Raw genomic sequence first — 12291 nt, forward strand, 5'->3', positions numbered from 1 at the left:
GACAATGGTTGAAATAAAGCTTCATGATATCGGGGAGGGAATGACCGAAGCAGAGGTGACACATTTTCTTGTGAAGCCTGGTGATAAGGTGGCTGTCGATCAACCGGTAGTAGAGGTTTCTACAGATAAAATGACAGCCGAAATCCCGGCTCCACAACAAGGGGTAGTCAAGGAACTGTTAGTGGAAGAGGGAAAGACCATTTCCATCGGGACAACGGTGGTCGTACTTGAAACCTCCGGCGAAGCGGAACGGGAAACCGCCGCTACAGTGGAATTAGAGAAAGAACCAGTGAAAGCGGAAGCCCCTCTGGTTCAAAGGTTCGAAGTTACGGCTCCGGACCGGCGTGTCAAGGCTGCGCCTTACACAAGGAAGGTAGCCCGCGAGCTTGACGTTGATATAGAACAGGTAGAAGGGAGCGGTATCAGAGGCAGGATTACAGTGGACGATGTTAAACGCTATGCTGCTGAGCCAGTTCCTGAAGCCCCTGCTAAAGTGGAAGAACAAACGGAAGTCACATCAGAAAATTCGGAGACGATTCCTTTTCGTGGCAGAAGAAAGCAGATTGCTAATAAGATGACGCAATCCCTATTTACCATTCCTCATTGTACGCACTTTGAGGAAATAGATGTCACGGAATTGCTTAGTATCAGACAGGAACTGAAGCAGGAGGAACTTTCTATTTCGGCGACTGCTTTTTTTGTCAAAGCCGTATCCGTGGCACTTCAGGAATTTCCGGTTTTCAACGCCAGACTCGATGAAGAAAACGAAGCCATCCGGATCATAAAGGAACATCACATCGGAATTGCTACGGATACAGCAGAAGGTCTGATTGTTCCTGTACTTAAAAATGTAGAGAAAAAGTCGTTACAGACAATCCATGAAGAACTGAAAGCATTGACACAAAAAGCTGTTGAGAATCGCTTAAAGCGTGAAGAGATGACAGGAAGTACATTTACCATCAGTAATGTCGGCCCGCTTGGTGGCAGCATTGGGGCTACCCCGATCATCAACTATCCGGAAGTCGGGTTGATGGCTTTTCATAAAACAAAAAGAAGACCGATGGTGGTCAATGAGGACGAAATAGCAATTCGTTCGATGATGAATATCTCGATGGTGTTCGATCATCGTGTGGCAGATGGCGGTACGGCAGTTTCATTCACCAACCGGGTGCAGACCTTGATAGAACGACCATATTTACTATTCGTTGACTTGAAATAATAAGAATTATTAATGTTGGAGGGATTACGTATGAAAGAACAAGTTACACAAAAACAGGCGCCGGAAGCGGTTGAGGATTTTTTCCCGGTCAAAGAAGTGGATTACCTGGAATATTATACTGGAAATGCTAAGCAGGCAGCCCACTTTTTCTGTACGGCATTCGGGTTTGAACCGGTGGCGTATTCCGGATTGGAAACAGGAAATCGTGAAACAGTATCTTATGTGCTGCAGCAACGCAAGGTCAGGATTGTCGTAACGGGCACATTGACAGAAAGCAGCAGAGTTGCTGAATTCACGAAAAAGCACGGAGACGGAGTGAAAGACGTTGCCCTTACGGTAGATGATGTCGATAAAGCTTACAAAGAAGCGGTATCTCGTGGTGCGATTGAAATTACGCCGCCATTCACGATCGATGATGAGTATGGGCCAGTGAAAAAAGCGGTAATTGGAACGTATGGCGATACGATCCATACTTTGGTGGAGCGTAAAGATTATAAAGGCGTGTTCATGCCTGGGTTCCTTCCAGCCGATTTCGAAATTCCTCATGAATCGGCCGGCATTGCCGCCATCGATCATGTGGTCGGAAATGTAGAGCGGATGGAAGAATGGGTGTCCTATTATGAAAAAGTCATGGGCTTCAAGGAAATGCGCCACTTCTCGGATGAAGATATTACAACCGAATATTCCGCGTTGATGTCAAAAGTGATGCACAACGGCGGGCGGATCAAATTCCCGATCAACGAACCAGCAGAAGGAAAGAGAAAATCTCAAATCGAAGAATATCTTGATTTCTATAATGGCCCTGGGGTGCAGCACATTGCCTTAATTACCGGAGATATCGTCGATACTGTAACCAAGCTTCGTGCAAACGGTGTGGAATTCCTTAATACACCAGATGCCTATTACGATGAACTGTCCGACCGAGTCGGGGAAATAGATGAAGAAATCGACAAATTAAGAGAGTTGAAGATTCTCGTAGACCGGGATGATGAAGGCTATCTATTACAGATTTTCACAAAGCCGATCGTTGACCGTCCTACAATGTTCATTGAAATCATCCAGCGTAAAGGGGCCCGCGGGTTCGGGGAAGGAAACTTCAAGGCACTCTTCGAATCTATCGAACGGGAACAGGAACGAAGAGGAAATCTTTAAAAGAAGCTATAACTGCAGAATAAAATCAAGGGAGACTACGGTTCTCCCTTTTTCTACTAAGAAAGCGTGGTGGATCAATCATGGAAATTAAACCCGATAGCCTGGCCTGGAAAGACGCATATAAACTATTGATCGGTTCCGTGCTGCCCAGACCGATTGCTTTCGTTTCTACTGTGGATGCAGAAGGAAATGCGAATCTCGCCCCATTCAGTTTTTTTACCGGCATCTGTGCCGATCCGATGTTGATATGCTTTGCTCCTATGCTTCGTGGGACAGATGGTGAGAAGAAGGATACATTGCGGAGCATTGAAGCGACGAAGGAATTTGTCATCAACGTTGTCAGCGAAGATTTTGCCGAACAAATGAATAATACCGCCATCGAGTATCAGTATGGTGTCGATGAATTCGAAGCTGCCGGATTAACGAAAGCAGCTAGTACTTCGGTTAAGCCCCCGCGTGTAAAAGAGAGCAGGGTGCACCTGGAGTGCGAGCTCCATGAATTGCTTCATTTTGGCAATGAGCCAGGAGCAGGAAGCCTGGTGATTGGAAAGGTGAAGGTGGTTCAGGTAAATGACGATTTATATGAAAGTGGCCGTATCGATACAGAAAAATTGAACCCAATCGGGCGGATGGCAGGCCAGAATTATACAAAAGCGATTGCCGAAATGTTCACGTTAGAACGGAAGAAAAGCCCTGAGGGATTAAAATGAAATATATCACGTTTATTAATAAACAAGGAAAGATAGCTGCAGGCTGGATAGACAAAGATGTAGTCGTAGATATGCATGAGGCTTCAAACGGTGAATTGCCGGCAGACTTAGTGACGTTCCTTGAAAAAGAAGAAGCGTCTCGCGGTCTGGTTGATAAACTCGCAGATTCTTTGAATATAGATGATGCAGGAGTCTATCGAAAAGAAGAGGTGGATTTGTTAGCACCTTTGCCCCGGCCTGTCAGTGTCCGTGATTTCTATGCTTTTGAAGAACACGTAAAGACAGCGCGGGGCAAGCGCGGCCTCGACGTGGTGCCCGAATGGTATGAGATTCCTGTTTTTTATTTTTCGAATCACCTGGCGATCAAAGGTCCGGAGGAAGAAGTGGCCAGGCCGGAAAACTGTAGATGGCTGGATTATGAATTGGAAATCGCCTGTGTCATCGGGAAACAAGGCCGGAATATACCTGCTGCAGAGGCAGGTGATTATATATTCGGCTACTGCATCATGAACGATTGGAGTGCCCGCGATCTGCAACGGCAGGAAATGAAGGTCGGCCTTGGACCTGCGAAGGGGAAAGATTTCGCTACTTCGATTGGTCCGTGGCTGGTCACGAAAGATGAGCTGGTTCCTTTTCAAAAAGACGGGCGTTATGACCTGGAAATGAAAGCGGCAGTAAATGGAAAGGTTCTCTCGGCAGGAAATTTTGAGACGATACATTATTCGTTTGCTGAAATGATCGAGCGTGCTTCCGCAGATGTCACACTTTACCCTGGCGAAGTGATCGGTTCAGGTACAGTTGGTACGGGTTGCATTCTGGAGTTAGGAACAGATGTACACCGGTGGCTGGAGCCGGGGGATGAAGTGTCTCTTGAAATTTCAGGGTTAGGAAAACTGACCAATAAAATTATATAAGCAGTTGAAGGAGGGAGACGGGTGTTTTATCGAAGTTTAGGGGAGATTCCCCATAAGCGACATACCATGTTTAAGAAAGAAGACGGAACATTATTTCGTGAACAAGTGATGGGAACGAAAGGCTTTTCAGGAACACAGTCGATCCTTTATCATCACCACATGCCGACCGAGGTGACAAAAGCGGAGCAGTTGTATAGCTACCTGCCTGAATTTGAAGAGCAGGATGCACTGAGGCACCGTCATTTCCAGACGCCGGAAGCCGATAGGGGTGGAAATGCGTTAGATGCCCGGAATTATACGCTCGGGAATGAAGACTTATTGATGGGAACCATGAAAGTGACTGAACCGATGGAAGCTTTTTATCGCAATGGCGACGGAGATGAAATGTTATTCATTCATACTGGTGCAGGGAAGATTGAAAGTATGTTCGGTACGATTACTTACCGGAAAGGGGATTATATTGTTATCCCGATTGGAACCATTTATCGCCTGGTACCGGAGAGTGAAAGTCTCATCTTTTTTGTAGAGTCGTTCAGTCAGATTACGACGCCCAGGAGGTATCGCAATGAGTATGGCCAGTTGCTGGAACACAGCCCATTTTGTGAACGGGACATCCGCGGGCCGGAAAAGTTGGAAACCTACGATGACAAAGGTGAATTTGAAGTACTGACTAAATCCCGGGGCCATGTTCATAAGCATATCTTTAACCACCATCCTCTGGATGTCGTCGGGTGGGATGGCTATCTTTATCCATGGGTGTTCAATGTCGAAGACTTCGAACCGATTACGGGACGAATCCATCAGCCGCCTCCGGTCCATCAAACCTTTGAGGGGCATAATTTTGTCGTTTGTTCGTTTGTGCCACGTCTGTTCGACTACCACCCAGAGTCGATTCCAGCTCCGTACTATCACAGCAACGTGAATAGTGACGAAGTGCTTTATTATGTCGAAGGGAATTTCATGAGCAGGAAAGGGATTAATGAGCGTTCGATAACGCTGCATCCGAGCGGAATTCCTCATGGGCCGCATCCTGGAACGACAGAAGCAAGTATTGGCAAAAAGGAAACACTGGAACTGGCGGTCATGGTCGACACGTTCCGGCCGCTCAAAGTGGTAAAGCAGGCGAAGGATTATGAGGACTCAAACTATATGTATACATGGGTGGAATAAAAGGCTTATGAACGAAGCTGCTTACAGGCAGCTTCGTTTTTTAAAAAATATCCGTACTTGAAGACTCATTTTTGAGAAAATTGTTTCCATTGTGGTTATGATCCATTGGTGTTCCTGGAAATCATTTGCTTTCAGACGTAAGTAATCGAGGTTTGTTAAAATTTTCACTAATAAAATGGGATTCATTATACTATTTTTGAGATTTTGTGGTATCATTAAAGTGATAAAGACATAAGGTAAGAAGACCGCAGTTGGCGCTGCGGTCTCTAGGATATCGATTCCCCCAGGGGATCGGCCGTCAGGAATAGACCTCTCCCAATCAACTTGTCCAGGGTTAATAGGGAGGTCTATTTTTTATTGGTCAGTTTGATGACCAGGGCGAGCAACGTAAGAATAAAGGTGCCGAACGCAAGCATCACCATCAGGACTTCATACGTACCCATCATAGGCATCACCCCCTTCTTCCTCGGACATGGGGCTAGCCGACCTCTCCCTACAAGATCGATATCTATTTACAAGGATACCATATTTTTCACAAAAGGGGAACAAACGTTCTGCAAATAGGGAGAACGTTGTGAGAGATAGGATAAAAGTATGCTTTTTTTAATGCCGGGATGAAGCGAAATCAGCTTAGATAAGCCTATTAAATGAGACAATAGAGCTGTATATGAGATAGCATCCTAAGTATATGAGACAAAAAAGAAAATAAGAGAGACACTATCGGAATTATAATAGACAAATTTCAAAATAAATGAGACACCCCAACGCTTTATGAGAAATAAATTGCGTATATGAGACATCTGCACATTTGTGAAAAAAAGCCTCCGCTACTGCAATATTAGCGGAGGCATCTTCATAATTTAATATGTCTAGAGTTCATCAAACCCATTATCCTCGGACACTTTCGTATACTGCCTGGATTTCTGTTCGAAAAAATCAGATTTCCCTTCATCGACTTCCTGGTAGGCACGAATCCATTTCAACGGATTCTTATCATAGCCTTCGAAAGGTTTGCCGGCCCCCATTTGGCGACTCCGTTTATTAGCGATGAATTTAATATAGTCTTCTAACTCCGGCATCGTGATGCCAGGGAAGTTGTCGCCAATAATATAACGTCCCCATTTAATTTCAAGCTCCGCCGCTTCACGGAATGTCTTCTCCACAAATCCACGATAATGAGAAGCATCAAGCTCTGGGTTTTCTTTCAATGTTTCCTTAAAAATATTTGCGAACAGCGTGACATGAAGCTGTTCGTCCCGGTTGATATAGTTAATCATCGTACTGGTCGAAACCATTTTGCCGTTTCGGGCCAGGTTATAAAAGAAGGAGAACCCTGCGTAAAAGAACAGGCCTTCCAGGACGACATCATAAACGATGGACTCTAAGAAAGTTTCTGGTGACGGATTTTCTGCGAATGACTCGTATCCTCTTGTAATAAATTCATTCCGTTCTTTCAATACTTCATCATGCTTCCAGTACTCGAATATCGTTTCCTGTTCGCGCTGATCGACGAGGGAAGACAGGACATAAGAGTAAGACTGATTATGGACCACTTCCTGGAACGAAAGCACCTGCATCAAGGCAGCGAGGCTCGAATCAGTTAAATAATCTGCTATTTTACTGGAGTAGTCCGTTTGAATGGAATCAAGGAAAGCGAGCAGACCGATAATTTTCTTGAAAGTGTCCTGTTCCTGGTCTGACAGTGTGTACCATTGTTTGATGTCGTTGCTCATGTTGATTTCATTGGGTATCCAGAAGTTCGCCAGCATATTCTTATACATCGGGTACGCCCAGGGAAAACGTACATCATCCCAGTTCAGCACATTGGAGCTATTCCCGTTAATAATCCCGGTAGATGCATTAGGCGCTTCGTGGTCCACCAATTTTCTTTCCTGTAACTTCATGAATATTCCTCCTTAAGATGAACAGCTGTCACATTCAAAATTATCCTGGCTCGAAGTGGAACGGGTGTAATAAGTGGTTTTCAAGCCGCTTTTCCACGCATGTACATGTAAATCGAGCAGTTCTTTCGCTTTGATAGTATTTTTCACATAAAAATTGAACGAGATTGATTGATCGATATACCTTTGTCTGGCGCTGTTCTGCTCGATACTGGTGTGCTGGTCGATTTCATGCCCAGCCTTGTAATACCAGTAGGTTTCTGGTGATAAATCCGGAGCTGTGACCGGGATTTTGAAGTCCTTTTTCTCTTCCGAATAAAACTTTTTGAATATCGGATCGATACTAGCAGTACTTCCGGCAATCAAGGATGTACTGGAATTCGGTGCTACCGCCATCATATAGCCGTTTCGTACCCCGTTTTCTGAAACTTCACCTGCAAGGTTGTCCCAGCTATCGTTTCGGTTTAAATTACGTTTCGCGAAAAATTCGCCGGTTTCCCAATCCGATCCCTGGAATGAGGGGTAGGCGCCTTTTTCCTTAGCCAATTCCATACTGGCCTGAATCGTATGGTAGGCGATTTCTTCATAAACTTTATGCGTATACTGGACAGCTTCTTCTGATTCCCATTTGATATGCTTACGAGCAAGCAGGTGAGCCCAGCCAAAGGTGCCTAACCCGATACCGCGATACTTTTGGTTCGTCAATTGCGCCTGCATGACCGGGATTGTATTTTGATCGATCACATTATCAAGCATCCGGACCTGGATAGATATTAACCGCTCCAATACATTGGCTGGCACTGCTTTTCCAAGGTTGATGCTTGATAGATTACAAACAACAAAATCCCCAGGCTCCCGAACGATATGCAGCTTCCCATCCTTCACATAATGCTCTTCTTCTATCGTAGGAGACTGATTTTGGGTTATTTCCGTACAGAGGTTGCTGCAGTAGACCATGCCTTCATGACGATTCGGGTTCATCCGGTTGACTTCATCACGGTAAAACATATAGGGTGTACCAGTCTCTAATTGGCTGACCATAATTTTTTTCATGATTTCGATTGCCGGGATGGACTGCTTGGATAAGTCTGGGTGGTCGATGCATGCCTGGTATTTTTCCCTGAAGGAGCCGGCTCCCTTTTCTTCATCATAAAGATCCTCCAGGGAAAAGCCCATGACCCGTCTGACCTCGTGTGGGTCGAATAAATACCAGTCATCCCTTGCTTCAACCGCTTCCATAAAAACATCCGGTATACAAACGCCGGAAAATAAATCGTGGGTGCGCTGCCGTTCGTCACCGTTATTCAGGCGTGCGTCTAAAAAGGAAAGGATGTCTTTGTGCCATACGTCGAGATAGACAGCTATTGCTCCCTGGCGCTGACCGAGCTGATCGACGCTCACTGCCGTATTATTCAATTGTTTCATCCAGGGAAGGACGCCGGATGAGACTCCTTTAAAGCCTTTAATATCACTTCCACGGCTTCTGATTTTCCCAAGGTAGACGCCGATGCCGCCACCATGTTTACTTAAGTTGGCAATATCTGTGTTACTATCAAAGATAGATTGTAAGCTGTCATCAATCGTATCGATAAAGCACGAGCTCAGCTGACCATAACTTTTTCCCGCATTAGCCAGGGTTGGAGTCGCGACGGTCATATACAAGTTGCTGAGGGCCCAATAGGCTTCTTTGATCAGGCTGATGCGTTTCGTTTTTGGTTCCTTTTCCATCAAGGTCATGGCAATGATCATGAATCGTTCCTGAGGCAGTTCGTATAATCTGCCTTGTTTGTCTTTAGCCAGGTAGCGGTCATGGAGGGTTTTTAATCCAATATAGGTAAACAGCTTATCCCGATCAGGGCATATGGCAGCCTCCAGTTCTTCCATTTCTGCTACGGTATAAGCGGTTAATAAGTCAGAATGATAGATTCCTTCGTCTATCAGATGACTGATCATGTGACGAAATCCCTGGTAAGGGCGAGAATGAGTGCGATTGGTACAACTTTCTTCGTACATTTGTTCCAGCTGTAATTCTGCAGCAACATAAGTCCAATCCGGTGCTTCTTCGTCAATCAAAGCCAGGCATGCTAAAATCAGCTGTTGGGTTTGTTCCTGACCATTTGATGTATTGGGTTGGGTGTCTTTCAGTTGATTCAGGTCTAAATGGGGAAAGCGGTGACTGACTTTATTCAGCCAGTCCGTCCAGTTGGTTTCTTTATGGGTAAAAGTTGCTTCCATGGTTCCACTCCTTTAAAAAGAATAAAAAAACCCGCTCGATTTGAGCGGATGAAACCATGGAATAATGAGGCCGTACAGAGAAGAAGGCTGTCTTATTCCATCGTTTCATCTTCTCAATCCCCGAAGAAGTAGAAACTTCCTGCGAATAGTGACAGGTCTCCTGACTTGTGCTTCGTTCTATTCCGGTCCTTCCCATGCTCATCATGCACAGTGGAAATCCGTTTCGTCAGCACTTACAGTTGCGGGGGCAGTTCTGGATTTGCACCAGATTCCCTATTAAGCCTTGTGGCATCCGCTATTCGCTAATACAATATATTGTGTTTTGTTGTAGTTTTGTTGGCTTATCTTGTGTTTCAATGATAACGAAGGAAAAAGGATGTTGCAACAACTTTTCTAAAAAAGGAATTTTGGATAGACAGTCGAAAACTATGAAGAGGCGTGTAGACAGGAGGATAATTGTGATGAAAAATAATAATTTTGAATGGCATAAAGAAGTCGAGCGGCAGTGGGACGTCCGGGCAGACTTTTGGAATGAAAACAGTAAAACGATGTGGGAAGAAGGAAGCCGTAAGACAATCATTCCTTTTCTGCAGAAGCATATCAAACCCGAATCCTCCATTGCGGATATCGGCTGCGGGGATGGCTATGGGTCCTGCAAATTGCATGAAGCAGGCTACAAGGTGACTGGCATTGATATCTCACCGGAAATGATTGAGCGGGCGAAACGCCAGTTGGAGGGGGAAGAATTAACGTTCAGACAGGGAGATTTGGCTGGACTGGATGTGGAAGATGAAAGCTATGATGCCATCATGGCCATCAATTGTCTGGAATGGACAGAAGTGCCGGCAGATGCCCTGAAAGAAATGAAGCGTATCTTGCGGCCTGGTGGGAAAATGTGTATTGGGGTACTAGGACCTACCGCTGCCCCTCGTAAAAATAGTTATCGCCGTTTATACGGGGAAGATGTCATATGTAACACGATGATGCCGTGGGAATTCGAGGCGATGGCCCAGGAAATGGGGTTAAAGGTACTGGACGGCCACGGCGTCTATAAGCGTGGAGTCACAGATATACAACTGAAAAATCTCTCGGAAGATCTACAGCAGGCGCTTACTTTCATGTGGGTATTCATGCTGGAAAAATAATTCTGTGTTTAACTTTCTTTTCCTTAAGGAAAGCTATGTAAAAAAAGGAAGGTGTTATTTCACAGATGAATAAACAAGAACTGAAAGATAAAGTATTGCAGGTACTTGAGAATAATAAAGTCGGTACCCTTGCTTCGGTCAAAAATAATCGGCCGCACTCCCGCTATATGACTTTTTTTAATGAAGAGCTGATATTGTATACACCAACAAGTAAGGATACGCACAAGGCAGAAGAAATCGACGAGAATCCTTACGTCCATATTCTGATTGGTTATGAAGGAGAAGGCTTTGGTGATGCCTACCTTGAAATAGAAGGGAAGGCAGAAATCAAAGAGGATGAAAGTCTGAAAAAACAGCATTGGAACGAATATATGGAAAACTGGTTCCAAGGGCCGGATGACCCGAATTATATCATTCTTAAAATAACTCCAGAGCAGATCAGACTGATGAATAAAGGAGATACTACTCCTCAAACGTTAGAGCTGTAAAACAAAACCGCGCCGAGGCATATTGCCAAGGCGCGGTTTTCTAATGCTTTATAAGAGGGTTAAATGAAACGGAGGCGTTCGACATAAATACTTGCCGATAATCCAAATTTTTCTAATGGTGCAAGGCGTGCTGGATGGTTTCGTGGAGCACATTCAATACATGCTCATCATCATGGGAATAATAGATGGAAGTTCCTTCACGTCTGAATTTCACAAGCCGCAGGTTTTTCAAGAAACGCAGCTGATGGGAAACAGTCGATTGACGCAAGTGAAGCTGTTCCGCTATTTCATTGACACTGTATTCCCGGTTGAATAATAAGTTTAAAATTCTGATTCTGGTAGGATCGGCAAGCGCCTTGAATGTTTGCGAAACAAGAAATAATGTTTCTTCATCAAGGTCCGTATAACGGGAATCATCCATGCTGCAGTCCCCCTTCCTCTTCGTCATGCCCCATTACGGAGCAATGCTCATCTTCATATTCAATTTCTACCGTAATATGATCAAGGTGGATAGGTTCTAGTATTTCCTTTACTTGTTCTTTTATGGTGCAAACTTGATCCTTGGTAGCATGTTCAGATACTACAATATGGGTCGAGAACGCGTGATGTTCCCCATCCAGAGACCACAAATGGGTGTGGTGAGTCGACTGGACGTTCGGCAACCGGTTCATTCTATTTATGATATCCTCATAATCAATATTTTCTGGGACCCCTTCTAAAAATAGTTTCATGGTTTTGAACAAGTTTTTGACTACGTTATAAAGTATGAACACAGTGATACCAATGGAGGCAATAGGATCAAGAATCGGCGCATCAAGAAAGTACATGACGATACTGACGGCTAAAACAGCTGCCCAGCCTAATACATCTTCAAGCAAGTGCCAGGTCATTACTTTGGAATTCATCGATTCTCCGCCCCGAAGACGAAAAACTGCAGCGCCATTGACGATGATCCCTAATATAGCCAGGATGATCATCCCGCCGGCATCGGGCTGTTCCGGATTCAACAACCGAGGCACAGCTTCCGTTAAAATGAAGACCGACCCGACGATCAACACGATACTATTGATCAATGCAGCCAGCAGGGAAAAGCGTTTATACCCGAAAGAAAAGTCTTTTGTTTTTCCTTTCTTGGAGTATTTCTGCAAAAACCAGGCAAGACCCAGGGATAATGAATCTCCTAAATCATGTAAAGCATCAGATAAAATAGCCATACTATTTGTCAAAATTCCGCCAATGATTTCAATGATAGTAAAAGTGAAATTTAAAAAGAAAGCAATTTTAATATTTCCTGTTGTGTGGTCGTGATGATGATGGTGATGGGACATTTTTCTCCCTCATTTCTTTCCTTATGTGT

The 12291-nt window shown here is 44.6% G+C and carries 12 protein-coding genes and 1 riboswitch; of the genes, 7 read left to right on the plus strand and 5 right to left on the minus strand.

All coding sequences use genetic code 11. The features are described 5' to 3' along the window. Positions 1–4: 4 nt before the first annotated feature. The 5 genes from B9Y67_RS01440 to B9Y67_RS01460 all read left to right on the plus strand — a co-directional run bounded on the left by B9Y67_RS01440 (position 5) and on the right by B9Y67_RS01460 (position 5165). Positions 5–1219 (plus strand): dihydrolipoamide acetyltransferase family protein, encoded by a 1215-nt coding sequence (locus B9Y67_RS01440; RefSeq protein ID WP_085505019.1) that lies wholly within the window; start codon positions 5–7, stop codon positions 1217–1219. 30 nt (positions 1220–1249) lie between these two features. Then, on the plus strand, positions 1250–2371 hold the full coding sequence (gene hppD / locus B9Y67_RS01445; RefSeq protein ID WP_085505020.1) for a 4-hydroxyphenylpyruvate dioxygenase: 1122 nt from the start codon (positions 1250–1252) through the stop codon (positions 2369–2371). Positions 2372–2451: 80 nt separating this feature from the next. Further along, positions 2452–3081: a flavin reductase family protein gene (locus B9Y67_RS01450; protein ID WP_085505021.1), complete on the plus strand. Its 630-nt coding sequence runs from the start codon at positions 2452–2454 to the stop codon at positions 3079–3081. Then, a complete protein-coding gene (locus B9Y67_RS01455; RefSeq protein ID WP_085505022.1) occupies positions 3078–3995 on the plus strand; it encodes a fumarylacetoacetate hydrolase family protein in 918 nt (305 codons plus the stop codon). The genes B9Y67_RS01450 and B9Y67_RS01455 overlap by 4 nt, the downstream gene beginning before the upstream one ends. Positions 3996–4061: 66 nt before the next feature. Beyond that, positions 4062–5165: a homogentisate 1,2-dioxygenase gene (locus B9Y67_RS01460; RefSeq protein ID WP_176223888.1), complete on the plus strand. Its 1104-nt coding sequence runs from the start codon at positions 4062–4064 to the stop codon at positions 5163–5165. A gap of 347 nt (positions 5166–5512) precedes the next feature. Here B9Y67_RS01460 and B9Y67_RS01465 read toward each other — a convergent pair whose 3' ends face one another. The 3 genes from B9Y67_RS01465 to B9Y67_RS01475 all read right to left on the minus strand — a co-directional run bounded on the left by B9Y67_RS01465 (position 5513) and on the right by B9Y67_RS01475 (position 9301). Continuing rightward, entirely contained in the window at positions 5513–5611 is a 99-nt protein-coding gene (locus B9Y67_RS01465; RefSeq protein ID WP_143030722.1) for a putative holin-like toxin, read from the minus strand. Between the two features lie 423 nt (positions 5612–6034). Next, positions 6035–7069 carry a ribonucleotide-diphosphate reductase subunit beta gene (locus tag B9Y67_RS01470; protein ID WP_085505024.1) on the minus strand — a complete coding sequence of 345 codons (1035 nt, stop codon included), beginning with the start codon at positions 7067–7069 and terminating at the stop codon, positions 6035–6037. A 12-nt stretch (positions 7070–7081) separates the two neighbouring features. After that, positions 7082–9301, minus strand: a complete 2220-nt coding sequence (locus B9Y67_RS01475) for a ribonucleoside-diphosphate reductase subunit alpha (protein ID WP_085505025.1) — start codon at positions 9299–9301, stop codon at positions 7082–7084. Between the two features lie 133 nt (positions 9302–9434). Continuing rightward, positions 9435–9613, minus strand: a riboswitch (cobalamin riboswitch). 149 nt (positions 9614–9762) lie between these two features. Here B9Y67_RS01475 and B9Y67_RS01480 point away from each other — a divergent pair. Then, positions 9763–10446, plus strand: a complete 684-nt coding sequence (locus B9Y67_RS01480) for a class I SAM-dependent methyltransferase (RefSeq protein WP_085505026.1) — start codon at positions 9763–9765, stop codon at positions 10444–10446. Positions 10447–10511: 65 nt separating this feature from the next. Beyond that, positions 10512–10934: a pyridoxamine 5'-phosphate oxidase family protein gene (locus B9Y67_RS01485; RefSeq protein WP_085505027.1), complete on the plus strand. Its 423-nt coding sequence runs from the start codon at positions 10512–10514 to the stop codon at positions 10932–10934. A 112-nt stretch (positions 10935–11046) separates the two neighbouring features. Here B9Y67_RS01485 and B9Y67_RS01490 read toward each other — a convergent pair whose 3' ends face one another. Both B9Y67_RS01490 and B9Y67_RS01495 read right to left on the minus strand, forming a co-directional pair. Next, a complete protein-coding gene (locus B9Y67_RS01490) occupies positions 11047–11355 on the minus strand; it encodes an ArsR/SmtB family transcription factor (RefSeq protein ID WP_139823694.1) in 309 nt (102 codons plus the stop codon). Then, positions 11348–12262 carry a cation diffusion facilitator family transporter gene (locus B9Y67_RS01495; protein WP_085505029.1) on the minus strand — a complete coding sequence of 305 codons (915 nt, stop codon included), beginning with the start codon at positions 12260–12262 and terminating at the stop codon, positions 11348–11350. Before B9Y67_RS01495 ends, B9Y67_RS01490 begins: the two co-directional genes overlap by 8 nt. Positions 12263–12291: the final 29 nt, after the last annotated feature.

Source organism: Thalassobacillus devorans (genome assembly GCF_900176565.1).
In the GTDB taxonomy this organism is placed as follows: domain Bacteria; phylum Bacillota; class Bacilli; order Bacillales; family Halobacillaceae; genus Thalassobacillus; species Thalassobacillus devorans_A.